General features: G+C 46.4%; 15 protein-coding genes. 11 read left to right on the top strand and 4 right to left on the bottom strand.

Features of this window, described 5'->3' with window-relative positions:
• Positions 1 to 18 precede the first annotated feature (18 nt).
• The 4 genes from D0A37_RS13410 (at position 19) to D0A37_RS13395 (ending at position 4463) form a co-directional block, all read left to right on the top strand.
• Positions 19 to 1434, top strand: a complete 1416-nt coding sequence (locus D0A37_RS13410; protein ID WP_242724848.1) for an MBOAT family O-acyltransferase — start codon at positions 19 to 21, stop codon at positions 1432 to 1434.
• Positions 1435 to 1439: 5 nt separating this feature from the next.
• Positions 1440 to 2411: an SGNH/GDSL hydrolase family protein gene (locus tag D0A37_RS13405; protein ID WP_242724847.1), complete on the top strand. Its 972-nt coding sequence runs from the start codon at positions 1440 to 1442 to the stop codon at positions 2409 to 2411.
• A gap of 19 nt (positions 2412 to 2430) precedes the next feature.
• The gene (locus tag D0A37_RS13400; protein WP_242724846.1) at positions 2431 to 2619 is read left to right on the top strand and encodes a hypothetical protein; all 189 of its coding nucleotides are present in this window, start codon (positions 2431 to 2433) and stop codon (positions 2617 to 2619) included.
• Positions 2620 to 2687: 68 nt separating this feature from the next.
• Positions 2688 to 4463: a hypothetical protein gene (locus D0A37_RS13395; protein ID WP_242724844.1), complete on the top strand. Its 1776-nt coding sequence runs from the start codon at positions 2688 to 2690 to the stop codon at positions 4461 to 4463.
• A 108-nt stretch (positions 4464 to 4571) separates the two neighbouring features.
• Here D0A37_RS13395 and gloA read toward each other — a convergent pair whose 3' ends face one another.
• From gloA to D0A37_RS13375, 4 genes are all read right to left on the bottom strand, one after another.
• Positions 4572 to 5000, bottom strand: coding sequence for a lactoylglutathione lyase (gene gloA, locus D0A37_RS13390; RefSeq protein WP_242724842.1), 429 nt, complete (start codon positions 4998 to 5000; stop codon positions 4572 to 4574).
• A 75-nt stretch (positions 5001 to 5075) separates the two neighbouring features.
• Positions 5076 to 5312, bottom strand: coding sequence for a hypothetical protein (locus D0A37_RS13385; protein ID WP_242724840.1), 237 nt, complete (start codon positions 5310 to 5312; stop codon positions 5076 to 5078).
• A 95-nt stretch (positions 5313 to 5407) separates the two neighbouring features.
• Complete coding sequence (locus tag D0A37_RS13380) at positions 5408 to 7663, bottom strand: heavy metal translocating P-type ATPase (protein WP_242724838.1); 2256 nt, start codon at positions 7661 to 7663, stop codon at positions 5408 to 5410.
• A 36-nt stretch (positions 7664 to 7699) separates the two neighbouring features.
• The gene (locus D0A37_RS13375) at positions 7700 to 7894 is read right to left on the bottom strand and encodes a heavy-metal-associated domain-containing protein (RefSeq protein WP_242724836.1); all 195 of its coding nucleotides are present in this window, start codon (positions 7892 to 7894) and stop codon (positions 7700 to 7702) included.
• A 322-nt stretch (positions 7895 to 8216) separates the two neighbouring features.
• On the opposite strand from D0A37_RS13375, the gene D0A37_RS13370 reads away from it, so the two are divergent.
• The 7 genes from D0A37_RS13370 (at position 8217) to D0A37_RS13340 (ending at position 26776) form a co-directional block, all read left to right on the top strand.
• Positions 8217 to 8948 carry a DUF305 domain-containing protein gene (locus D0A37_RS13370; RefSeq protein ID WP_242724834.1) on the top strand — a complete coding sequence of 244 codons (732 nt, stop codon included), beginning with the start codon at positions 8217 to 8219 and terminating at the stop codon, positions 8946 to 8948.
• A gap of 348 nt (positions 8949 to 9296) precedes the next feature.
• A complete protein-coding gene (locus tag D0A37_RS13365) occupies positions 9297 to 9494 on the top strand; it encodes a hypothetical protein (RefSeq protein ID WP_242724832.1) in 198 nt (65 codons plus the stop codon).
• Positions 9495 to 9683: 189 nt separating this feature from the next.
• Positions 9684 to 11642: an efflux RND transporter periplasmic adaptor subunit gene (locus tag D0A37_RS13360; protein ID WP_242724830.1), complete on the top strand. Its 1959-nt coding sequence runs from the start codon at positions 9684 to 9686 to the stop codon at positions 11640 to 11642.
• Positions 11643 to 11706: 64 nt separating this feature from the next.
• Positions 11707 to 14820, top strand: a complete 3114-nt coding sequence (locus tag D0A37_RS13355; RefSeq protein ID WP_242724828.1) for an efflux RND transporter permease subunit — start codon at positions 11707 to 11709, stop codon at positions 14818 to 14820.
• A gap of 35 nt (positions 14821 to 14855) precedes the next feature.
• Complete coding sequence (locus D0A37_RS13350; RefSeq protein WP_242724826.1) at positions 14856 to 15335, top strand: hypothetical protein; 480 nt, start codon at positions 14856 to 14858, stop codon at positions 15333 to 15335.
• 423 nt (positions 15336 to 15758) lie between these two features.
• On the top strand, positions 15759 to 22505 hold the full coding sequence (locus D0A37_RS13345; RefSeq protein ID WP_242724823.1) for a non-ribosomal peptide synthetase: 6747 nt from the start codon (positions 15759 to 15761) through the stop codon (positions 22503 to 22505).
• Positions 22502 to 26776 carry a non-ribosomal peptide synthetase gene (locus D0A37_RS13340; protein ID WP_242724821.1) on the top strand — a complete coding sequence of 1425 codons (4275 nt, stop codon included), beginning with the start codon at positions 22502 to 22504 and terminating at the stop codon, positions 26774 to 26776. Before D0A37_RS13345 ends, D0A37_RS13340 begins: the two co-directional genes overlap by 4 nt.
• Positions 26777 to 26926: the final 150 nt, after the last annotated feature.

The following is a 26926-nucleotide window of genomic DNA, read 5'->3' as shown; positions in this document are numbered from 1 at the left end:
TTTTATCGGCAGAGACTTATGCTATTTCCCACTTACCAATTTCTAGTTTTTTTCCTAATTGTTTTTAGCCTGATCGTCTCTGTGAAACCCCAAGTCGATTTGTATAAAATTGTCTTGTTAGTTTCAAGTTTATTATTTTATTCTTTTTGGAGTTTCGACTTTCTCTTGCTCCTCGTTTTCTCTACAGTCTCTAATTATATCATTCTCCGGGTTCTCTGCAACAGTAAGTATAAAAAAAGTGCTTTAATCTCCGGTCTAATTTTTAACATTGGCTATCTCGGCATCTTTAAATATTGCAACTTCTTTGTAACTTCCTTATTTGAGGTACTGAACCAGCTACAAATTCCAGCCAACTTTCCAGTTTTGCAAATAATCGCCCCCGTCGGCGTGTCTTTCTACACTTTTAGAATGATTTCTCATTTAATCGACTGCTACCAGCAAAAAATACCCTGTCCCAAATTTATAGACTATGCCGCCTACATTACCTACTTTCCGCAAATTGCCTCCGGGCCAATCTCGCGAGCTCGCGAATTTTACGGCCAGCTAAATTCACCGGAAAAATATGACTATAAAATTGAAGAAGTTATAGTTTTGATTTTGTCTGGACTGTTTAAAAAATATACTTTAGCCAGCTTTTTGTTTAACTTCACTGACTTACCCTTCAAAGTCCCCCACCAGTACAGCAGCATCGATTTAATCCTCGCGGCAATTTCCTATTCCTGTTTAATTTACGTAGATTTCAGCGGCTATTCAGATTTAGCCAACGGCATCTCCTGTTTGCTGGGTTTCAAACCCATTGCCAACTTTAATATGCCATACCGATCGCTCAGCGTGCAAGAATTTTGGAAAAGGTGGCACATCAGTCTTTCCGAGTGGCTGAGGGATTACGTTTACTTTCCGTTGGGCGGCAACAAATACGGCAAGTTGAGAAAGTACCTCAATTTATTTTTAACAATGGCGATCGGTGGATTTTGGCACGGCGCAGGTTTAAACTTTATTTTCTGGGGAGCAATTCACGGTTTAGGATTAATTGTCAACCATTTATGTAAAGATATCCCCCACGCTGTCCACTTTAAATTAGACTATGCCTTTCCCCGATTTGCTAGATTTTGCAGTTGGTGGTTAACCTTTAGTTTTGTTACTTGTAGCTGGGTATTTTTCGGCACTCCCAACTGGGAAACTGCGGTGAGTTTTTTTGAAGGAATTGTCCATCCGGCCGTCGCAACTTTTCAATTTAACTTTTGGCAATTGTATTTAGTAATTGCAGTCATCGGCGCGATCAACTTGTGGGGCGATCGCATCTCCCAACTATTGCAAACCGTATTGTCATTAAAAAACATTTTCTTTCGGGTTGTCTTAGTTTCGCTGCTTGTGTATACTATCTTGATGTTGGGGCCTAGTACCGTTCCGCCTTTTATTTACTTTAATTTCTAAGACATATGAAAGACCGGGAAATTTTGCTAATTGTTACTTCTGTCATTCTCACTTTAATATTTTCCAACTTATCATTATTTCTGAAAAGCTTCGCTTCAACTCCTTTCGCCAGTCCCGAAATTAAACAAGCCGCGCGCCTGATCGAAATAGACGGTTTCAGAAAATCCGAACAAGATTTTTGGAGCAAAATTAAAGATATTAACTTCGATAGCCTCCCCAAAGAACCAGAACTTCCTCCTGTCGAAACCGAAACAAAAGCGGCCGTTGAACCTCCAAAGCCTGCTAATGCTAAAAAACCAACTCCAGCTAAACCCCAACTGACCAGACCTTATCGCAGATTTTTATTTATTGGAGATTCCGTAATGTTCGACTTAGGAATTCAACTCCAGTACACTCTTAAGAAAAAATACAATATTGCCGATACGAAAATTGACTACAAGCCCTCGACCGGATTAAATCGGATAGATTATTATGATTGGTATGCCAGAACTCGCCAATTTCTGAATAATTACCAGCCGGATGTAGTGATAGTTTTGTTCGGAGCAAATGACCGTCAAAATATCATTGATTCTCAAGGAAAAGGCAGGGCGGTTCTGACCAAAGAATGGCAAAAAGCTTATCAAGAAAGAGTGGACAGATATGCCAAGTTACTGGATTCGTCATCTGTGAGAAAAGTGTATTGGATCGGTCAATCGATCCCTAAGAAATCTTCGTATCTCAAAGCTTTTCCCATTATGAACGATATTTATAAAACTGCCAGCAAATCTTCATCAAAAATTGAATATATTTCGACTTGGGAGAGTTTTGGAAAAAACGGAAAATTAGTTCCAGTAGTTGCTAATAAATCGGGTAAGCGAGGTTATGTAAAAAATAATGACGGCTTGCACTTTACCTCCCACGGAGCTCAAATTGTCAGCGACTTAATCGTTGACCAAATGTTGATGGACAAAATCTTAAAAGCTCCGACAAAAAAATGACTATAATAGGTTGGGTTTCGTGACTCAACCTAAAATTGTGACATTTGATCGATTAGTGCAAAATTATATATTGAGTTCGGGACGCAAATTAGCATTGCTCAACCCGGTTTATCAGAAAAATCTGGGCTTTAGTTATGAGAAATTTACCCGTGACACCGGGTTTATAACTCCCTATGCGTCCCGGACTAATATTGACAAAAAGCAGTAGTAAATGTAATGCTGAATTCAGCATCAAACAACGGCGTCCATATCTAGTAATTGTCCTGGCGACAAATTATGACGAGCAATGTGTGGAAACTCGATCGCCCTAACATCCCTGAGTCAATGGAGTGCAGCGGCATAGCGCTAATCTTCACTCTCACTAAATATACTCAACCTTGGCAAAGAATAAACCTAATTGAAAAATTTCTGCAACAGTGCGGGATCGAGCCTTTTGCTGAAGTTGTGGGCGTACCGAAAAGCGGAATATTCAGAGAAAATATACCGGCATCCGTCAGAAAACCGCATCCGAATTTGCTGTTTCGCGCTTTGGGAATTCAGGCATTTGGGAAGGTGCGAGAGGGGGTGATATCAAGTGAGAGAGCGGCTAGATCAAGTGATTTTAGCAAAAATCTGCTGGCGGCGCTAGAACAGGAAGCGCGAGGGGGATCGACTCCTTTAATTCGGTGGTCTGCGGCTGTTAGTATTAAGTCAATTTGGTTAGATGAAGCAGGGCAACGACAAGGCAAGGAAGGTGCTGTCAATGTCACAATCAATGCAGGGGAAATTGAGCGGCGGGTTGTAGAAGAGCAAATTAAAGTGTTAACAAGCAACAAATTTGCTTTGGATGACAGGCGCAGAAATGACAGCAGTAAGGAATATGAGAATTGTCTCGATTTTTGGGTGTATGGGCCGCGCTGGCTGCTGCCGAGGCTGTCAATGGATGGCGAAGAATATCTGTTTTGGATCGATCGAGTATTTGCGGCGATCGCATTTACGGGCCCTTACAAATTGAATGCCGAAAACGATGCAGCGGTGACAAACTTTTTGGAAGTTGCAGAAAATAATTTTAATGACTGGGAATTCTCCAAAATACTTGCCAAAATTTTTGAGTTCCTGCACCATCCGGAAGCGAGAGTTAAAAATCTAGCTACAATTATTTTAGAACCTTACAAAGACAAGCTAGACCGAAAATCGGTGCAGATTCTGACAGCGCTTGTATATAAATTTAATGTAAAATATCAGCCCTTAGAATGTCTGACTCTTCCCGAAATAGAGGAGTACAAAGCGTCACTGTATTTCGGTAAAATGGAAATTGACGACTTGTATGGTGAGGCTTTGTCGCTGTGTGGCGATCGGGATGTCGAACTCGCAAGTTTATTGTCAGCTAAACAAAGGGAATCCCAAAATACTCTAGAGGAGCATATCAACAATCTCAGCAAGTTAGTTAAGTCAATCATAAATTGCCAGAGCTTGTTAGATGCTAATAGGGAACTGTTGTATTTGACTGTAGATCGGCTGGAAAAATGGGATTACACTCTAGACAATAAACTGGCGGCGCACCGCAAACAAATCCAAAACCTGAGCTTGGATAAAAGTACACCCGAGCAGTGCATAAACCTCGACAATGAACTCAATTATATCAGAGATGGTTTGCAGTATACTTTGTATGAAATCACCTCAAATATTAACAGCCAAATTAGAGAGTTAGAGCTTTCTGCGTCCAAAAATAGCAAGACTGCAACAGATATGTTTAAGTGGACGTGGCTATTATTCAGGGTGGGGTTTTCGGGAGGGCTGTTTTTGTATTTATCGGATTTACTGATTAAGTGGATATTCGGGGTCAGCTACACAAGCGAATTTCTAGTTTATTGGACTATTTTATTTAGTGTGATAGTAGTATTTTTGTTAGTATTAGCTATATTTTTTTCGGGTATCGCTGCTTTAAACCAGCGCCGAGAATCTAAATTAATTCCTAAATTTGATAGCTTAAGCCAAATAGGCAGCAGTTTTTATATTTTATGGCAAAAAATTTATTTGAAGCAGTTTGTACCGTCGGTGCGATCGAATTAAAATTTTCAGTTGACAGTTGACAGTTGACAGTTGTGGGTACGACAGTTGTCAAAAGGAAAACGGGAGAGGGAAGAGAGTTTTTCCTTCCCCTTCCCCCTCTTAAGAAAGTTAGGATGCGGTTGTTGCTGCTACTTTCTGGGTGTTGCTACCTTGATTCGCCAGTTGAATTAATTCAACTTTGTATCCATCTGGATCTTGCACAAAAGCGATGACTGTTGAACCGTGCTTCATCGGGCCGGGTTCGCGACTAACTTTACCACCGCGAGCTTTAATTTCTTCGCAAGTACCGTAAATGTCGTCAACCCCGATCGCAATATGACCGTAAGCATCCCCCAAATTGTACTGTTCGACGCCCCAGTTGTATGTTAATTCCAAAACTGTAGTGTCTGATTCGTCGCCGTAGCCAACAAAAGCCAGAGTAAATTTACCCTCTGGATACTCCTTTTGCCGCAGTAATTTCATCCCCAGAACCTCGGTGTAAAATTTGAGGGATTCTTCCAGGTTGCCGACTCGGAGCATCGTGTGTAGTAGTTGCATTTAGCTCACTCCAAATTTCTTAAGCTTTCATCTATTTTAGCGATTTCTTGCTGGAAAAAACCGCCCCGGCAAAGTTTACCTAGTTTTAGATTGCTTTTTACTAAACAAAAACCACCACAATTCTAAACCAATTAATGTCAATCCGCCTGCCGTTACGCCAATTTTTAAACTTAACGGCTGTTCGATAGGCGGAAATTGAGCGGTTGAATTGGCAGGAGGGATTGATATTTGATTTGCTCGCACTCCCGATGCAATTCCGAGCATAATTCCTAAACTTCCGAGGCTTCCTAAGATTTGACGTTGGTTCAACATTTTTTAAATTTGCCAGAGTTTATGCAAGAGATTTTTGTTAATAAATCGAGGGATTGTGCGGCTTGCCTACCAGGAGGTTTGGGGGAACTTCTAATTTATCCACTAGATTTGGCTTGAAAATTCCGCAATCGCAAAGCATTACTAACTACAGAGACTGAACTAAAAGCCATTGCTGCACCGGCAATAATTGGATTTAGCAGCCAGCCAAAAATGGGGTACAAAATGCCAGCAGCAATCGGTATTCCAGCGATGTTATAAATAAACGCAAAAAACAGATTTTCGCGAATATTTCGCATGGTGGCGCGGGAAAGTTTAATTGCTGTAACTATGCCTTGCAAATCTCCTGAAATTAAGGTGATGTCGCTGGCTGCGATCGCCACATCTGTGCCGGTGCCGATCGCAATTCCCACGTCTGCTAAGGCTAAAGCCGGCGCGTCGTTAATCCCGTCTCCCACCATCGCGACAATTTTTCCTTCCCCTTGCAGGGCTTTGATTTGAGCTGCTTTTTGGTGGGGTCTAACTTCGGCAAAAACGCGAGTAATGCCCACGGATTGGGCGATCGACTCCGCAGTCGCACGATTATCCCCCGTCAGCATCGCCACCTCCAAACCGAGTTTTTGAAGCGCTTTCACCGCCTGCGCTGACGATGGTTTGAGAGCATCCGCAATCCCCATAATTGCCTCAATTTTGCCTTCTACAGCCATCCAAACAACCGTTTTGCTCGCAGCTTCCAAAGCTCTCCCGCGCAGTTCCAGATATTCAGTATCGCAGCCTAGTTCCTGCATCCACCTCAGCGTTCCCAGGGCGATCGACTTTCCGACTACAACCCCTCGCACACCACTCCCTGCGATCGCCTCAAAATTCTTAACCTCCGTCAACTTCACCTCTTGAGATTGAGCGTATCTAACCACAGCTTCCCCCAAAGGATGCTCCGAATTTCGCTCTACAGACGCCGCCAATTGCAGCAACTTTAACTCATTGCTGTTCGCCGTTCCTTTAATTGTCACAAAATCAGTTACAGTCGGCTTACCTTCAGTGAGAGTTCCCGTTTTATCTAATACGATAATTTTGATTTTGTGAGCCAATTCTAAACTCTCGGCTCCTTTAATTAAAATTCCGTTTTCTGCACCCTTACCCGTGCCAACCATCACAGCAGTCGGAGTCGCTAAACCCAAAGCGCAGGGACAGGCAATAATCAACACTCCCACCATTGTCACTGTGGCGAGAGTGAAGTTTCCCGTCGCGTTAAACCAGATAATAAAAGTAGCTAAAGCGATGGCAATTACGGTTGGAACAAACCAACCCGTCACTTGGTCTGCTAACTTTTGAATCGGTGCTTTTGAACCCTGTGCCTCCTGCACCATCTTGACAATTTGAGCTAAAAATGTATCTTTGCCAACTCTTGTCGCCCGAAACTTGAAGCTGCCAGTTTTGTTAATTGTGGCTCCGATAACTTCGTCGCCAAGCTGCTTTTTGACAGGCAAACTTTCTCCCGTAACCATTGCTTCGTCTACCGTCGAACCACCCTCAATTACCTCTCCATCTACGGGGATTTGCTCTCCCGGCCGCACCTGCACAATATCGCCAATTTCCACTTTGGCGATCGGCACTTCCAACTCTTCCCCGTTGCGAATTATCCGAGCAGTTTTTGCTTGCAAACCCATGAGTTTGCGAATTGCCTCAGAAGTTTCTCCCTTCGCCCGATTTTCTAGGGTTTTTCCCAACAAAATTAAGGCAACAACGGTAGCGGCTACTTCGTAGTAAACGCCAGAATTTAAACCTTGGGCTGTGAATAAACCGGGAAAAAATGTCACAAATACAGAATAAAAGTAAGCAGCACTCGTACCCAAAGCAATCAGGGTATCCATTGTCGCCACCCGCCGTTTTAGGGATTTCCAAGCTCCCACATAAAACGATTTGCCGCACCAGAATTGTACGGGTGATGTCAGGGCTAATTGCAACCAATAATTGTGCAGCCATGCGGGAATAAATGGCAGGTGCAAGCCGGTCATCGCTGGAATAGCGCCCACAACTAGCAGGATGCTGACGATACCTGCTGTCCAGAGTTTCCGCTGCAAGGTTTGAGATTCAGATTTGCGATCGGCTTGTTCGGAATCATCCTCTACAGCCGCCATTTCTTGAAGTGGCAAAGCTTGGTAGCCCGCATCATCAACCGCCGATTGAATTGTTTCTAAGTTGGTTTGCTTGGAGTCGTATTGGATGGTTGCTTGTTCCATTCCAAAATTGACATGGCACTCAATTACGCCGGGAACCGATTGGATTGCTTGTTCGATAGATGAAGCACAAGAAGCACAACTCATGCCCCGCAATTTAAGTGTGAGATTGTCCATATATGCCCTCATAAATTAGACAATTACCTTCTGTCTTTAAATAGTTGGATAGCCCGCAGATGCGATCGCTTTCCTAACTTCACTTTCTGACTTAGCGGTTTGAATCGTGACCACTTTTGTCTTGAGATCCGCCTCAACCGTCGAGGCTGAGTCAATGGCTTCGACTGCTTTTGTGATTGTATTCGCACAAGCAGAACAAGCCATCTTAGGAACTTTTAGCTGTAAAGTCATAGTTTGAACCTCAGCAGAAACTACTCTGCTCAATCAATGGATTCACTCCATTCTAAAGTCTCCAGTACGCAGGAGAGTCAAGGGGAATTGCAAAATAAATCAGGAATTATGAAAAAAGTGGTTTGACACTCTACCCATAGGGGTAAGGCGCGCACTGTGCACCCTACATCATTAGATTCAAGTGAGTTTTGTACATCTTAAATTTGAGTGCGATCGACAGCACAGAAATAATTCTTTACAAGTCCGAGTCAAAAATTTCATCCTAATTTCATTTATATGTGAAAAGCTGAAGATAGATGGCACTTTTAAGGATATAAGCTCTATGAAACCAATTTCATTGAAAACAGGCTTTGCAGCGCTGATATTGACCGCCGCAGCCGCTGTAACCAGCGGAGTGCTTGCAGCTTGTTCAAAAGGCCCTTCCAGTGACACTCAAGCCCCAAAAGTTACGGCTGCAACCCAAGCAAACAACAAGCAAGACGTGGCACAAGGTGGCGGCATGGGTGGCATGAATCATGGCATGAATCATGGCATGAATCACGATATGTCAATGGATTTAGGCCCTGCTGATGCCGACTACGATTTGCGATTTATTGATGGCATGACAGTACACCATCAAGGTGCTGTAAACATGGCTCAAGATGTTCTTAAACAATCCAAACGCCCGGAAATGAAAAAACTTGCCACTAATATAATTGCTGCTCAAAACCGCGAAATAAATCAAATGAAAGAGTGGCGAAAAACTTGGTATCCCAAAGCCAGCAGTACGCCGATGGCTTATCACGCTCCAATGGGTCACATGATGGCAATGACCCCCGAACAAATGCAAAGCATGATGATGAGCATGGATTTAGGGGCCGCTGACGACCAATTTGACTTGCGATTTATCAATGCGATGATTCCTCACCACGAGGGAGCTGTAGTGATGGCTGAAGATGCTTTGAAGAAGTCAAAACGCCCGGAAATGAAGAAATTGTCTCAAGAAATTCTGACTTCGCAAAAGCAAGAAATTGAGCAAATGAAACAGTGGCGGCAAGCTTGGTACAAACAGTAATTTAGCTCACCTCAACCAAACGTGAACCCAATCCCGAAAATGAGTGATATTAATCACAGTAGCTCAAGAGTTCCGAAAATACTGGCTTCACCAAAGCAAGAAATTGAGCAAATGAAAAAGTGGCGACAACCTTGGTAGACAAAGTAAGGTAGCTCGACTGTGGCTATCAGCATTTGTCTGACTCCACCTCGGTTTCCTGAGAGTACCTACACATACTGTAGATAATTGAGTCGCCCTACCTCTAAAGTAGTAGAAATTTACGTAACCATACTGTAGACACTTGCTCAGCTCTACCTCTAGAGTAGTAGATAAGTCCGCAAAAAGCTATATAAATAGAGAGGGTAGTTTATGATATTGAATAGCTTGGAATTAAACACCACTTATAAATCAAATGCAGCCGTAGATGAGCTAGTGAGCGCATTGACAAACGAAATTGAAGCGCAAGCAGAGATAAAAAAACCGGAAAAAAATCTACAGCACAATCGCTTGGGATTAGGCACAACTTATATTGGTATTTTAGAAGCCGGTGGGTATCTGGGCTGCTGAGGCGAAATTTCATCCTAATTTCATTTGACCGTGAAATACTAGGTTGAGTAGAGCATTTCTAGCTCTCGGTCATTGCTTAGCGGTCGCTTCTTGGAAAATGCTAATAAGTAGCTTTACTTAATGGGTATCACTTACCTTGGCAAAATACCAACCGCTAAACCTGTGGCACTCAACCTGATTTCAAGGACAATGCCAACGATGATATCCCACAAATATGCTCGATCTCCGGCAATTATTAGCAGCTTTTCTGGAACTTTGTTCAGCCTAATTTTGCTAAGTTCTCCGGCTGTCGTTTTGGCACACGCGGGACATGGAGATGAATTTCACCACAGCGGCGAAACGACTCAAATTCCAGCCAGTATTTCTGTTGATGCGGAAACATCGAAGCGGATCGGAATTAAAGTTGAGTCAGTGAAAGCTCAGCGATTGGCTGTGGGCATTAAAACTACCGGACAAATTGAGACTTTACCCAACCAAAAAGTTGAAGTTAGGGCTCCCGTCAATGGCACAGTGGTTGAGTTGCTAGTCAAACCGGGTGACAAAGTATCAAAAGGTCAACCTGTTGCTGTTTTATCGAGTGCGGAATTAGGGCAATTGCGCGTGGAATCGATCGCGAAACGAGCCGAAGCTGAAGGGGATTTGCAGCAGGCGCAGGCTGACTTTAAGTTAGCTCAAGAAAATTACGATCGCCAACTTCAAATATCCGTAGCAGAAATCGCCCAAGCCCAAACCCAATTGGCAGCGGTAACTAAGCAGTACCAACAAGAACAAGAATTAGTAAACAAGCGTTCTGTGGTGCAAGCGGCTAAAGAAAACTATCAGCGTCAAGTTGAAATAGCGCAAGCAGAAATAGCGCGGGCAGAAACTGAACTGACAGTGGCTAAAGAACAGTTCGATCGCGACAAAGAATTAGTGGCATCTGGGGCGATCGCGCGGCGCACAATGCTGGAATCCCAAGCTCATTTCGCCGAAGCACAAGCCACTGTTGCTAAAGCAAAAAGCCGTCCTGAAGTTATCAAAGCCCAAACCGAAATTAAACAAGCCGAAGTAGACCTGCCGATGCGGGAATTGCGCGAATCCCAAGGCAGAGTAGCAGAAGCAAAAGCTCAACTTACCAGAGCTCAGAGTCGCCGGGAAGTCCTAGAAGCCGAGAACCAACTCAAACGCGGCAAAACTGCCGTCGAAGTCGCTCAGTCGCGCATACGCTTGGCTGACGCAGCCTATCAAGCGCGGCTGCAACAATTAGGAACTGTTGCCAACGATCGAGGACTCGTTACCGTAGTTGCTCCGATTTCCGGGACGGTAGCCGATCGCGAAATCACCCCAGGAGAGTCAGTAAACTCGGCGGAAAAACCGCTGATGAGTATCTTAAACGACAGCAGCGTGTTTGCCACAGCCAATATTTACGAAAAAGACCTGAATCAAGTAAAACAGGGTCAGGAAGTCAGGGTAAAAGTCGCTAATTTACCCGATCGCACTTTCAAGGGAAAAATCGCCTTAATTGGGTCATCCGTGGAAGGAGAAACGCGGGTTGTGCCGGTGAAAGCAGAACTAGATAATATTAACGGCGAATTAAAGCCAGGACTGTTTGCTGAGTTAGAGATTTTAACCGACAAAACTGCAAGAAATATTTTAGCAATTCCGAGTGCGGCGGTAGTGGATGTTAACGGTAAAAAAACCGTTTACGTTCAAAATGGCAATGCTTATCAAGCTGTTGAAATTGAACTCGGTCAAACTGCCGGAGATTTAGTTGAAGTGAAGAGGGGTTTATTCGAGGGAGATTTGATAGTAACGCAGCGAGCACCTCAACTTTACGCACAATCTTTGCGGGGGGACAGCAAGCCCTCAAAAGACAAGGCAAAAAAAGAGACATCTCCCAAGCTAACAGAGGTTAATTTTAATAATTTACCCGTGTCTTTATGGTGGGCGGGAATAGGGGGAGGAGTTGCGATCGCCTTTCTAACTTTCACAGCCGGCGTGTTGTGGGGAAATCGGCGGAAATTGCCAGCAATAGCAGCGGATTCTGGAAATAATGCCGGAAACAATAGTTTTTCCGCCTCTGCATCGGCCTTGGACAATGAACTGCTGTTACACAATGACAAGCACCACGTTAAAACTCAAGAGGCCGAAGTCAAGAGTGTGAAGTAAACAATTGCTTGAAACTAACAATTTAATTTCACAAATATGCCTTTATTAACTCAAAGTTACTCAAATGTTTAGCACAATTCTCAGATGGGTAATTAACCGCCGCTGGCTAGTCGTTATCGCCACCATTATGGTTAGTCTGTGGACATTTTCTATCATCCCCCAAATGTCGCTTGATGTCTTCCCTCCTTTTGCACCCCCGCAAGTCGAAATCCAGACAGAAGCACCAGGGCTCGCCCCGGAAGAAATCGAGTCTTTAGTAACACTGCCAATTGAAAGTGCGATTAATGGAACTCCTGGGGTGACAGCAGTGCGTTCATCTTCCGCTGTGGGTCTTTCTGTGGTTAAGGTAATCTTTGATTGGGGAACTGAAATTTATCAAGCGCGCCAGTTGATAACAGAACGGTTGCAGCAAGCGCAAAGCAAACTCCCCGCCGGAGTAGAAACACCGCAAATTTCTCCCACAACTTCTCCTGTGGGCACTGTTATTACCTATGCTTTTACCTCGGAAACTACTCCTTTGATGGAAGTGCGCCGTCTGGTTGATTGGCAAGCCACAAATCGGCTTTTGGCAGTGACTGGGGTTGCTCAAGTGGTAGCTTACGGCGGCGAAGAAAGGCAGTATCAAGTATTAGTAGAACCTGCTAAGTTGAAAGCTTTTAATGTGTCGTTGCAGCAAGTAGCTGAAGCGGCTGCTGCTGCGAATGTTAACGCGCCGGGGGGGTATTTAATTACGCCGGATCGAGAAACTTTAATCCGAGGGGTGGGGCGGATTGAGTCTCTGGAAGATTTGCAGCAATCGGCGATCGACTCTCGCCACGGAACAGCCGTCAGAATTGGTGATGTAGCTGATGTCAAGATTGGTGCTGCAATCAAGCGGGGCGACGGCAGTTTTAACGGCCAAAAAGCTGTAATTGTGATGGTAAACAGACAGCCAGTTGCTGATACTCCGACGGTAACTAAAGCGGTTGAGGCAGCAATGGCTGAGGTGCAGCAAGCTCTGCCAAAAGATATTAAAGTTACTGTGACTTTTCGACAGGAAGAATATATTAATTCCTCGGTGGAGAATGTGCGATCGGCTTTAGTTGAAGGCAGTATTATCGTCACCCTTATTCTCATCCCGTTTTTGATGAATTGGCGCACTCTGACGGTTGTTTTGCTAGATTTCTTTCTGACTTGGCTGTTGGCGCTGCTGGCGATGTATTGGCTGGGGCTGGGGCTGAATACGATGACTTTGGGGGGTTTGTCGGTGGCGATCGGCACTGCGATCGACGATGCGATCGTCTATGCGGAAAATACCTACCGCAATTTGAGAGAAAATACGTCTTCTCTTCATCCTCGCCCGGTGATGGATGTGATTTTTGATGGCAGTCAGGAGGTGCGCGATTCGTTAATTGGAGCGACTGTTATTGGGATTGTGGTATTTTCTCCTATTTTTACTTTGCCCGGTGTAGAAGGTCGGATTTTTACGCCGATGGGGATTACTTATTTGGTAGTTGTTGTGATTTCTAGTCTAGAATCGCTGTTAATATCTCCGGCCCTTTGCGCTATTTTGTTGCCTACCAAACGCATGAGTTCCCAAGAACCTTGGCTCCCACAATTTTGTAAGCGCATATATCATTTTTTTATACAATTGTCAATGCGTTATTCGGGGATAATTTTAGCTTTAGCTGCTGCTAGCATGGTGGCTACATTAATTATTTTGCCATCTTTTGGGCGGGTGTTTTTGCCAGAGTTTCAGGAGCAAACTTTGGTGAATACTATTATGCTTTATCCGGGGGTTTCTTTGGAGACAACAGATAGCGCAGCTTTTGCTATTGAAGATGCACTTAAGGATGATACCAGGTTTGAATACGTGCAAGTGCGATCGGGCAGAGCTCCGGGAGATGCTGATGCTGCGGGAGTCAATTTAGCTCACATTGATATCGGTTTAAGCGAATCAGGGATGAAAAACAGGCCGAAAACTTTGGAATCGCTGCGGCAGGAATTTGCTAAATTGCCGGGAGTTGCACCAAATATCGGCGGTTTTATTTCTCACCGGATGGATGAGGTTTTATCTGGTGTCAGAAGTCAGATTGCTGTCAAAATATTTGGCCCGGATTTGGAGCAACTTCGCACCATCGGTGCCCAAGTTGAAGAGCAAATGAAAACAGTTGAGGGAATTGTGGATTTGCAACTCGAACCGCAGGTGCCGGTGCAACAAATTCAAATTAAGTTTAACCGTCAAGCTGCGGGTAGATACGGTTTGAAAATCGGAGAGCTTTCTGAAATAATTGAGACAGCTTTAAACGGCAAAGTTGTTTCTCAAGTTTTGGAGGTGCAGCAAACTTTTGATTTAGTTGTGTGGTTGCAGCCTGAAGCCAGAAACAACCTAGAAACTATTCAGAATTTGTTGGTTGATACTCCAAGCGGCAACAAGATTCCCCTCGCCCAAGTTGCGACTGTTAAATACGGTACGGGGCCCAATACGATTAACCGCGAGAATGTTTCCCGGTTGATTGTGGCGGCTGCTAATGCTAAAGGTAGGGATTTGCGATCGGTAGTCAATGAAATTCAAGCTAAAGTAAAACGAGAGGTAGAGTTGCCTTTTGGCTATTTTATCCAGTACGGCGGTCAATTTGAAGCAGAACAAAGAGCTTCGCAAAATATTATGATCTTTAGTGCGATCGCCTTTTTGGTAATTACAGTATTGATGTACTTGTCCGTCAAGTCAATTCCTTCAACGGCTATGATTATGATTAATTTGCCGATCGGATTAGTAGGAGGAGTAATTGCGGTAGCTGTGACTGGCGGCATCATCTCTGTAGCTTCCCTGGTTGGTTTCGTCACATTATTCGGCGTTGCTACCCGTAACGGCTTGCTTTTAGTAGACAACTACAACACTAAATTTGCTGAAGGACTGCCTTTTAAGGAAGCCATTATTAAAGGTTCTATGGAACGGCTCAACGCCATCTTGATGACCGCTTTAACTTCTGCTTTGGGTTTAGCACCTTTAGTATTTGAAGGCGGGGCGGGCAAGGAAATTTTGCAACCGCTGTCAGTAGTAGTTTTAGGCGGGTTATTTACTTCTACTGCCTTGACTCTGTTAGTTTTGCCAGCTTTGTATGCTCAATTTGGTAAGTTTTTAAGACCTCAAAAACCTCATGTTGCTCTTAAAGACGCCAAGGTAGTTAATGTGTGATATTTTATTATTGTTGTCAGCAAGGAGTCAAACAAATGAAACCGCTCAAGTCAAATTTAATTATTTTAGGCAGCCTCGGATTGTTATTGTTGGTAGCCTGTAATAAAGGCGACCAAGCAAGCGATACAAATAGCAGTCCAGCTTCCTCTCCTGTCGCCTCTCAACCTGCGTCTTCGGCTCCCGACGCTGCTCCTGCAAAAGCAACTAAAGGGGGGCAAGTTGTGGAGTCGGGAGCTTACCATTTAGAGTTTGTAACTGAAAAAGAAGCTACCGGAACTCATTTAGATTTATATTTGCTAAAAGGGGATAAAAAGGAACCAGTTCCTAACGCGAAAGTGACGGCTCAAGTGCAGTTTCCGAATGGAAAGCAGCAAACCCTACCTCTCAAGTATGATGCTGAGGGCAAACATTACGCTGTGGTTTTTCTCGGCACAGAACCTGGTCAGTATCCAGTAAAAATGACTGCGGATATTAACGGCGAAAAAGTTGACGGTCGTTTTACCTTCAGTCAATAGATAGCTGATTTCCTAATGCGCTCTCACTTATGGCGGCATTAATTATTAGCAACAAACAACTGCTGACAATTGCCCGTCAGGAACCATAGCGGACTGGGCTGGAGTTTGATCCCACCAAGACGCGGGCTAGGCAGCGATCGCTTGTGATTGGGATCACGGGGATCACGGAGATCGCTAGACTATGCTAGGCTTTGGCAATGGCAAAGCTGATGGACTGGCGTTAGATAGCGAATGAGGAGTGATGATATCAACCTCACTACTTAAAATCTAAAATTAGCTAACAAGGCTTCTAGAGCGTGGGGCGAACTCTTTCATTCCGGAAACAATGATTATCTACCAAATAAAGTCATTGTCCAAGCCGTGGAAAGACCCCGTGGCAAACACTGTTGGATTGATTGGATCAAACTATAAGCAATACAAATTATGTATATTCAGAATCAATTTAGTTGGTTTCTTATTGGAGAAGGAACTTTACTTATTCAATGTGCTGAACTTCTTTTAGAGCGGGGTCATCAGATTTTCGGTGTCATCTCCCTTGATGTATCGATAAGTAGGTGGGCGAAGGCAAAGGACATACCTCACATCCAGCCAACAGATAATAATCTCATAGCATTTTTAAGACAACAGCCTTTTGATTACCTATTCAACATTGTCAACAGGTCGCTATTACCCAAAGAAATTTTGGAGTTGCCGCGCCAGTTAGCGATCAACTATCAGGATGCCCCACTGCCGAAGTATGCGGGACTCAATGCTACCTCTTGGGCTTTGATGCACCGGGAGAAGACTCATTGTGTGACGTGGTATGTGATGAGCGATTCGGTTGAGGGCGGCGGTATCCTGAAGCAGGTTGCTATCGATATTGCTGATGACGATACGGCATTTTCTCTCACTGGGAAATGTCATGAAGTGGCAATTCGTGCGTTTGAAGAGTTAGTTGATGAGCTCTCAAGTGGTCAAGCGTTAGCTTTCAAGCACAATCTGGATGAGCGAACCTATTTGGGACACTCAAAAAGACTTTTTGCTGGAGGTGTACTCTCGTTCAATCGTTGTGCCTATGATATGGATGCCGACATTAGGGCATTAGAGTTTGGTTCCTACCCCAATGCCCTTGGTGTGGCGAAGTTGGCTATAGGGAGCGACTTGATCGTTATCTCCAAACTCGAAGTTAAAGATGATCTATCTAAGTCGTCTCCAGGAACAATCACGGCGATTGAACCCAGCTTCTTGACGGTTTCTACAGCAAGTTACGAGGTAGCGCTGCGCCAAGTGCTGACCATCGATGGTCAAGCGCTATCGATTCCTGATTTGGTCGAGAGATTTGGACTGCAAGTTGGGTATCAGTTTAAGGACATCGAGCCGGATAGGGCGAGGCGTATTGAGAGGTTTGATGGGTTAATTGCTCAGCACGAGGCTTTCTGGGTAGAGAAGCTGGCGACGTTACAGCCCATCACGGTTCCCTATGCCGATCGAACGGCATCGCACTTGAATCAAAAGCAGTACACGAGTGTAAAGATGTCCATACCGCATGAGGTCACAACCTTTCTGGAGGGCCATCCTGCTTGGAATCAGAGTGACTTCCTGTTTGCTGCTTTTGCTACTTATCTGGCCCGTATAGGAGGAAGTGGATGTTTTGATATCGGATTTAGAGATGTTGAGCTGCAACGGGAGTTGATAGGACTGGAAGGCTTTTTTGCCTCAATTGTTTCTTGTCGCGTAGATATAGACTACGAGCAAAGTTTTGAGGAAGTTTTTAAAGCCTTTGAGGAGCAGGTGGAGTTGACCAAACTTCACAAGACTTATGCGCGTGATGTCGTAGCTAGGTATCCGGCTCTTCGTTCATTGCCCGATCGGAGTCGTGAGCCGATTTTTCCGGTGGTCGTAGAGCGGGTAGAAAAACTAGACGACCACCAAGCTGGGTCTGGTAATGAGTTGACCCTAGTGATTCCGTCAGAGGGGAAAGAATGCTGTTGGCTTTATAACACCGAAGCATTAGATGGTGACAGCATTGTCAGGATGTTGGATCAGTTTGCTACTTTTTTGCAAGGTATCGTAACTGACCCCAAAGGGCGCGTTGCCGAAATTCCCCTGCTATCTGAGCAGGATTGTCACAAAATTCTGGTGGAGTGGAATGATACTCAGGCAGATTACCCCAAGGATAAGTGTATCCATCAGTTATTTGAGGCTCAGGTGGAGCAGACACCCGATGCGGTGGCGGTAGTTTATGAAGACAAACAGTTGACCTATCGGGAACTAAATGCAAGAGCGAATCAGCTAGCGCACTACCTGCAAAAACAGGGGGTAGGACCAGAGGTTTTAGTGGGGATTTTCCTAGAGCGATCGCTTGAGATGATGGTGGGCCTTCTCGGTATTCTCAAAGCGGGTGGAGCCTACGTGCCTCTAGATCCTGCGTATCCGAAAGAACGTCTAGCGTTCATGCTGTCAGACTCACAGGTGTCGGTGCTAGTGACCCAAGAGAAGTTGCTAACTGGATTGCCTGAGCAAGGTGCGTATGCGATCTGCTTGGATACAGGTTGGGGGTTAATTTCTCAGGAGAGTGAGGAGAATCTCAACAGCGGGGTTAATGCCGCCAACTTGGCTTATATAATTTACACCTCTGGGTCAACCGGGAAACCAAAGGGAACGATGATTGTCCACCAAGGATTGGTCAATTATCTTAGCTGGTGCATAAAAACGTATGCAGTAGCCGATGGGGTTGGTTCTCCGGTTCATTCTTCGATCGGGTTCGACGCAACCATTACCAGCTTATTCTCTCCCCTATTGGTAGGACAGAGGGTAGTATTCCTCCCAGAGAAACAGGAGATAGAGGCTCTTAGTGCCGTCTTGTGTTCTCAAAGTAATTTTAGCCTCGTCAAAATCACCCCGGCCCATCTGGCACTACTCAGTGAGTTATTACCCAGTAAGCAGGCGGCGGGTCAGACAAGAGCCTTAATTATCGGTGGCGAGGCTTTATCGAAAAAGAGCATTTCATTCTGGCAGACTCACGCACCTGAAACTAGACTAATTAACGAATACGGTCCAACAGAAACGGTTGTTGGATGCTGTATCTATGAGGTTCCGGCTCAGACCACCCTATCAGGGGTTCCAATTGGTCGTCCTATTGCCAATACTCAGCTTTATATATTGGATCGGTATCTCCAACCCGTCCCGATCAGAGTTACGGGTGAACTGCACATCGGTGGCGACGGTTTAGCTCGGGGCTATCTCAACCGGACAGAGTTGACGACCCAGAAGTTTATCCCCAACCCCTTTAGTGACGAACCCGGAGCACGTCTGTACAAAACTGGAGACTTAGCCCGCTATTTACCGGACGGCAACATCGAGTTTCTTGGTCGCATCGATAATCAGGTGAAAATTCGTGGTTTCCGCATCGAGCTGGGCGAGATTGAGGCAGTGCTGATGCAAAACCGGGCTGTTCAGGATGCCGTAGTTATAGACCAGGAGTACGACCTTAATGACAAGCGCCTAGTGGCCTATGTGGTTCCCAGCCAGGAGCAAGTCCTCTCCATCAGTGAACTGCGTCGCGACCTAAAGCAGAAACTGCCCGATCACATGATACCTTCTGCATTTGTGCAGCTCGAAGCGCTGCCGCTGACGCCCAACGGTAAGGTCGATCGCCGCGCTCTGCCAGTGCCGGACACCACCAGAACCGATCTGGAAGAAGCATTTGTGGCTCCTGGCACGCCTGTTGAAAAAATGCTGGCAGAAATCTGGGCTGAAGTGCTGGGCGTCGAGCGAGTCGGCATCCACGACAAGTTCTTGGAATTGGGCGGACATTCCTTACTCGCTATCAGGATTGTAAGTCGGTTGCGTGACACCTTAAAGGTGGAGTTACCGATAAGTAGCCTGTTTGCATCTCCAACTGTAGCCGAACTAGCCCAGCGCATTGAGGCAGGTGATCAGGAAAAGCCTTTCTTGCAAGCTCCCCCCATCCAACTTGTTTCCAGGAACCAAAACTTGCCTCTCTCGTGGAACCAGCAGCGACTGTGGTTCCTTGCACAATTAGAACCTAATAGTCCTGTTTATAATGAACCCTTCACCATTCGCATTCCGGGTGCTATAGACGTTGATGCCCTCTCAAAAGCCCTCAACGAAATCATCAAACGTCACGAAAGTCTGCGCGAGCGCTTCATCACGATAGATGGCCAACCCGTTCAGGTGATCGATCCACCCTCTACTTTCAACCTAGCCGTAGTGGATCTCCGACAATTCCCACAAGACCAACGGGAATCCGAAGCTTTGCGGTTGGCAACTAGGGAGTCTAAGCAGCTTTTTGACCTAACTTCTGGGCCACTGCTGCGAGCTACGTTGATACAACTGGCAGATGAAGACTACAGGTTATTCTTGACCGTTCACCACATCGTCATTGATGGTGTTTCGATCTACAGCGTGTTTCTTCCAGAACTCGCAGCACTCTACGAAGCTTTCTCTACCGACAAACCCTCCCCACTTGCAGAACTGCCCATACAATACGCTGACTTTACCCTCTGGCAACGACAATGGCTGGCTGGAGAGATTCAGGAAAGTCAGTTGGACTACTGGAAACAGCAACTACGGGGCGACCTGCCTGTACTACAACTGCCTTATGACCGTCCGCGACCCGCAGTTCAGACCTTCCGAGGTGCAAGGCAATGTCTGACACTATCCAAAGACCTGACCTCATCGCTCAAAACTCTCTCGCAACAAGAGGGAGTCACGCTGTTCATGATGCTGCTGGCCGCGTTCAAAACCTTGCTCTACCGCTACACGGAGCAGGAAGATATTGTGGTGGGCACGGTCAGCGCGGGTCGCAACAGACCGGAGCTTGAAGGGCTAATCGGGTTTTTCCTCAACACCCTAGTATTGCGTACTGATATGTCGGGTTCCCCTAGTTTTCGAGAGCTACTGGGACGAGTGCGGGAAATAACACTAGGGGCTTATGTCTATGAAGACTTGCCTTTTGAGAAACTAATACAAACACTCCAACCCGATCGCAATCTAAGCCATAACCCTCTGTTTCAAGTGGCGTTTGTTTTGGAACCTCCAATGCCATCTTTGAATTGTGGCTGGACTATGAGTCAGCTTGATATCCAAACCGATACGGCGAAGCTCGATCTGACTCTTGAACTAGACGAAAGACCGGAAGGGATTATTGGTCGCTTTGAATACAACACGGATTTGTTTGAGTCCAGCACTATCTCGCGGATGATAGGCAACTTTCAGACTTTACTAGAAGGGATTGTGGCTGACCCGGACAAGCGCCTCTGGGAATTACCCCTCTTGACGGTAGCCCAACAGCAACAACTGGTGGCGTTGAATAACACAAAAGCGGATTATCCTTTGGAGGCGTGCATCCACCAGCTATTTGAGGCGCAGGTGGAGTGCACGCCCGATGCTGTTGCAGTAGTTTGTGAAAACGAGCAACTAACCTACCGAGAGCTAAATCGCCGTGCCAATCAACTAGCACACTACCTGCAAAAATTGGGTGTGGAACCAGAAATGCTGGTCGGAATTTGTGTAGAGCGATCGCTAGAGATGATCGTAGGACTCCTAGGCATTCTCAAGGCTGGTGGGGCTTATTTGCCGTTAGACCCATCGTATCCCCAGGATCGTCTAGCCTTCATGCTGGAAGATGCCCAGGTGTCGGTGCTATTAACCCAACAGAAGCTAATCGCAGGTTTTTCCGAGTACAAAGCACAGCGTTTCTGCTTGGACACCGACTGGGAAGTAATCGCCCAAGAGAGCGAGGAAAAACCTGTCATCCGCGTGACGGCCGATAACCTGGCTTACACAATCTACACATCTGGTTCTACAGGGAAACCCAAAGGAGTGCTGGTAACCCATCAAAACCTAGTCCACTCCACCAGTGCTCGTATTTCTTATTACAGCGAACCCGTCACCAGTTTCCTATTACTTTCGTCGTTTGCCTTTGACAGTTCGATCGCAGGCATCTTTTGGACATTGTGCCAAGGAGGCCTACTTGTACTACCACCAGCAAAGTTCCAACAAGAGCTGTTACAGCTTACAAAGTTAATTGCTCAACATCATGTATCGCATTTATTGAGTCTTCCATCTCTCTATAACCTGATTTTGGAGCAAGCGGAACCACAACAGCTCACTTGTCTTCGTACTGTTATTGTGGCAGGCGAGCCGTGTCCCAAAGAGTTAGTTGAACGCCATAGTAAGCTGCGGGCGCACACATCTTTGTTCAACGAATACGGTCCAACAGAAGGAACAGTCTGGAGCAGTGTATATCATTGTCAGCCTTCGGGACTCAGAACACAGGTTCCGATTGGTCGCCCGATTGCCAATATGCAGATTTACCTGCTGAATCAATATTTGAGTCCTGTTCCTATTGGTGTACCTGGCGAGATTCACATCGGCGGCGCAGGCATAGCCAGAGGCTATCTCAACCGCCCGGAGTTAACCAACCAGAAGTTCATCCCCAACCCTTTTAGCAAGGAACCAGGGACACGCCTTTATAAAACTGGGGACTTAGCTCGTTATCTACCCGACGGCAACATTGAGTTTCTAGGTCGCATAGATAATCAGGTAAAAATTCGCGGTTTCCGCATTGAACTGGGAGAGGTTGAGTCAGCACTCAGCCAACACCCCAACCTGCGGGAAGTCGCCATCACAGCTAGAGAAGACATCCCTGGCGACAAGCGCCTAGTAGCCTATGTAGTTCCCCACCAAAAACAGGCATCCACCATCGATGGACTACGCCACTTCCTCAAGCAGAAACTGCCCGACTACATGGTGCCTGGAGCCTTTGTCCTGCTAGATTCCCTGCCCCTAACCCCTAACGGCAAAGTAGACCGCCGTGCTCTACCCGCCCCTGACCAGTCACGACCTAACTTGGAAGCAACCTTTGTGGCTCCTCGCACCCCCATTGAGCAGCAGCTAGCTGATATTTGGGCTTCTGTCCTAAGACTGGAACGACTCGGCATCCACGACAACTTCTTTGAATTGGGGGGACATTCCCTGCTGGCTACCCAAGTTATTTCTCGCTTGCGCCAAGCCTTCGGAGTGGAACTACCGCTGCGTACTTTATTTGAGTCACCTACTGTGGCTGAGTTAGGCGCTCGCATTGAGACAGTTCGTTGGGCAGTGCAAGAGTTACAAGCTCATGAGAGCGACACAATGGACGATTATGAAGAGGGAGAATTATGAAAACGATTGACGAGTTTTTGTCTGAGCTTCGCCATCTAGACGTGAAGCTATGGAACGAAGGCGATCGCTTGCGCTACAAAGCTCCCAAAGAAACACTGACACCCGCTCTGCTGCAAGAGCTAAAAGAGCGCAAAGCCGAAATCCTCGCATTTCTGCACAAGGCTAATGCTGCCACCACTTCCAATCTTTCTCCCATATTGCCTGTCCCAAGGGATGGAAACCTCCCCCTCTCCTTTGCCCAGCAGCGTCTCTGGTTGCTCGCTCAATTGGAACCAGACAGCCCTGCCTATAACATTCCCGCTGCCTTTGGCTTAATCGGTTTACTCAACGTAACCGCACTCTCGCAGAGCCTGAGGGAAATTGTCCGACGCCATGAAGTCCTCAGAACCACTTTTCCATCGGTGGATGGGCAACCAAAGCAGGTCATCTCCCTAGATACAGCTTTAACACTGCCAATAATAGACCTGAGAAAACTTTCTCCAGACCAGCGGCTTTCTAAAGCTCAACGCCTTGCCACCGAGGAGGCTCAACAACCCTTCGACCTAGCTACTGGACCATTGTTTCGCGTCAAACTCCTGCGCCTAGAAGAAGCGGAATATATGCTGCTCGTGACTATGCACCACATTGTTTACGACGGCTGGTCTTACGATATTTTCTTGCGGGAGGTGGCAGCGCTATATGACGGCTTCTCCAGTGGCAAGCCCTCACCCCTCCCCGAACTGCCCATCCAATATGCAGATTTTGCCCACTGGCAGCGCCAGTGGCTACAAGGTGAAGTTTTAGAGTCTCAGCGTGACTACTGGAAACAGCAGCTAAGTGGCAGCCTCCCCATACTACAACTGCCCACTGACTACCCACGCTCACCAATTCAGACCTATCAGGGTGAGTACCAATCTCTGGAGCTACCCAAAAACCTAACCAAGGCACTTAAAGACCTGAGCCAGCAGGAGCAGGTCACTCTGTTCATGACCTTGTTAGCAGCATTCCAGACATTCCTCTACCGCTATACCGGGCAAGAAGACATGATCGTAGGCACTCCCATCGCCGGTCGCAACCAAGTGGAAGCCGAAGGTCTGATTGGATTTTTTGTTAATACCCTAGCCTTGCGTACTTACCTAAGTGGCAACCAAAGTTTCCAAGAACTGCTAGGTCGAGTGCGTGAGGTAGCTTTAGGAGCCTATGCCCATCAAGACCTACCCTTTGAAAAGCTCGTAGAAGAACTACAACCCGAACGAGACCGAAGCCACACGCCGCTGTTTCAGGTGATGTTCGTTCTACAGAACACTCCAACCTCAGTCTTAGAGTTACCAAACCTGACCGTCAACTCCCTGAATATTGACAGCAAAACGGCGAAGTTCGATCTAACCCTATTCATGATAGAGACGGCGCACGGACTGAGAGCCTCGTTGGAATACAACACCGATCTCTTCAACTCCGCCACCATTACTCGGATGCTGGGGAATTTCCAGACCTTACTGGAAGGCATTGTCGCCAACCCTCAACAGCGTCTCTCAGACTTACCGCTGTTGACAGCAGCCGAACAACATCAGTTGCTGGTGGAGTGGAATAACACCCAAACTGATTACCCGAATAACGCCTGTATCCATCAGTTATTTGAAGCCCAAGCCGAGCAAACTCCTAACGCTGTTGCCGCAGTCTTTGGTCAGGAGCAACTTACCTACCAGCAGCTAAATTACCGTGCCAATCAATTAGCACACCACCTGCAAGGGCTGGGGGTAGAACCAGAGACATGTGTAGGGATTTGTGTAGAGCGATCGCTAGATATATTAGTAGGACTCCTAGGCATCCTCAAAGCGGGTGCAGCCTATCTACCACTAGACCCAGCATATCCGCAAGAGCGTCTCACCTTCATGCTGGAGGATGCCCAAGTCCCAGTCCTATTGACCCAACAGCCGCAGGTTGAGAAACTTCCCGCACATCGAGCCAAAGTAGTCTGCCTAGACACTGACTGGGACGCCATTAACCGAGAGAGCCAGGAAAACCTCATTAGCAGCGTGACGGCTGACAACCTAGCCTATGTAATGTATACCTCCGGGTCTACAGGCAGGCCCAAAGGTGTTAGTGTCATCCATCGAGGTGTCGTGCGGTTAGTCAAAGGAGCCAACTATGCCGACCTAGCAGCAGAAGAAGTTTTCCTACAGCTAGCTCCCATCTCCTTCGACGCCTCAACGTTGGAAATTTGGGGCAGCTTACTTAACGGTGCTCGGCTGGTGATATTTTCCCCCCATACGCCATCCTTGGGAGAGTTGGGACAAGTTATCCAGCAATACCAAATCACAACTCTGTGGCTCACAACTGGTCTGTTTCACGTAATGGTGGATGAGCGACTGGAGGATTTAAAGCCCTTGCGTCAACTATTGGCTGGTGGTGATGTTTTATCTGTTCCCCATGTCCAGAAATTTCTCCAAAAAATAGGAGACTGTAAGCTAATCAACGGTTATGGTCCAACCGAGAACACGACCTTCACCTGCTGCTACCCAATAACAGAGCCTGACCAACTCGGTAACTCCGTCCCCATCGGACGCCCCATTACCAATACCCAGGTTTATGTGTTGGATAGCCACCGGAGGCCTGTCCCCATCGGAGTTCCCGGCGAGTTGTACATCGGCGGCGACGGCTTAGCCCGGGGTTATCTCAACCGCCCAGACTTGACCGAAGAGAAATTTCTCCAAAACCCTTTTAGTGATGAACCAGGAACACGCCTCTATAAAACCAATGACCTAGCCCGCTACCTCCCCAATGGCAACATTGAGTTTCTCGGTCGCATAGATAATCAGGTGAAGGTTCGCGGCTTTCGCATCGAACTGGGAGAAATTGAAGCGGTGCTGGCACAATACCCTACTGTGAAAGAAGCCGTAGTTACAGCTAGAAAAGATATCTCCGGCAACACAAGCTTAGTGGCCTACATCGTTTCCCACCCAGAACAGGCATCCACAATCGATGAACTGCGTCGCTTCCTCAAGCAGAAACTGCCCGACTATATGGTGCCTGGAGCTTTCGTACTTCTAGAGGCTTTGCCCCTGACTGCCAACGGCAAAGTAGACCGCCGCGCCCTACCAGCACCCGACCAAATCATGAAAGAGTCAGAAAACACCTTTGTAGCTCCCCGCAATGAATTAGAACTCCAGCTCACACAGATTTGGGAAAAAGTTTTAGGTGTCCACCCCATCAGCGTGAAAGACAACTTTTTTGACTTGGGAGGACACTCCATGCTGGCTGCACGCCTATTCGCACAAATCGAGAAGAAATTGGGCAGAAATCTCCCTCTGGCTAACCTCTTCCAAGCACCGACTATTGAGGAACTAGCTAGCATTTTCAGCCAACAAGGGTATAGCTCAGAACCGAACAAATCAACAACGAAGCTTCAGAGCGCATCTAACCTTCTGAATCACTCTGGATTGTCATCGCGTTGTTCCTCACTGATAGTGATTCAACCTAATGGTTCCAAACCGCCTCTATTCTGTATCCATGTGCTTGGCAGAGGTCTCCTATTCTACCGCCCTTTAGCACATCGTTTGGGTCTAGAACAACCCCTGTATGGACTAGCCGCACAAATTATGGATAGAAAATATGCTCCCCACAATCGGGTTGAGGACTTAGCCGCTCACTATATTAAAGAAATGCGGATTCTCCAGCCCGAAGGACCTTATTTTCTGGCTGGCGTGTCTTTTGGCGGCAGTGTAGCCTTCGATATGGCTCAGCAGCTAGTCGCGCAAGGCCAAAAGGTAGCTCTCCTAGCCTTATTGGATACACACACTTCAGAGGCACTCAAACAAATATCAAGCAGAGAGCTGCTCACTGCTCACTGGAGTAACTTTTTACAACTCGGACCAACATATGTTTTAAAGAAGGCGAAGGATAACGTGAAGGGAAAAATCCAGAGGTTCAACGATAAGCTTAATCATAGCCTCAACGAGATTGGCTGCAAGTTTTACATAGGTATCGGACGACCCTTGCCTAACCATCTTCAAGACTTCACTTTTCAACAGGAAAACATTCAGGCATCAAGAAACTATGTACCGCAAGTCTACCCTGGTCAAGTAGCCCTCTTCCGGTCTACAGATCAGATTACCGGTGTAAGCTCTTACGCAGATCCTCAATTGGGCTGGGGCGAACTTGCTGCTGGAGGATTAGAATTCCATGAGGTTCCTGGTACCCACCTTGGTATGTTACAAGAACCTCATGTACAGGTGCTAGCCGAAAAATTGAAAGCTTGCTTAGATAAGGCTCAGGCAGAAACTCATTTGTGATCTGCCGCTTACGGTTGGAATCGGCGGTGGATACATCCATGCTTATGGGGGTAAATATAGAACCCCTTTGGGTTCTCTAAGAGACTGGGTGAGCGCGGCATACTAGATGCGATGCGATCGCCACCTTATCTCATGTCCGGTCGATTAACC

The organism is Microcoleus vaginatus HSN003 (genome assembly GCF_022701255.1).
In the GTDB taxonomy this organism is placed as follows: Bacteria; Cyanobacteriota; Cyanobacteriia; order Cyanobacteriales; family Microcoleaceae; genus Microcoleus; species Microcoleus vaginatus_B.
The sequence above is the reverse complement of the archived record's forward strand: the minus strand, read 5'-3'. Positions and strand labels throughout refer to the sequence as shown.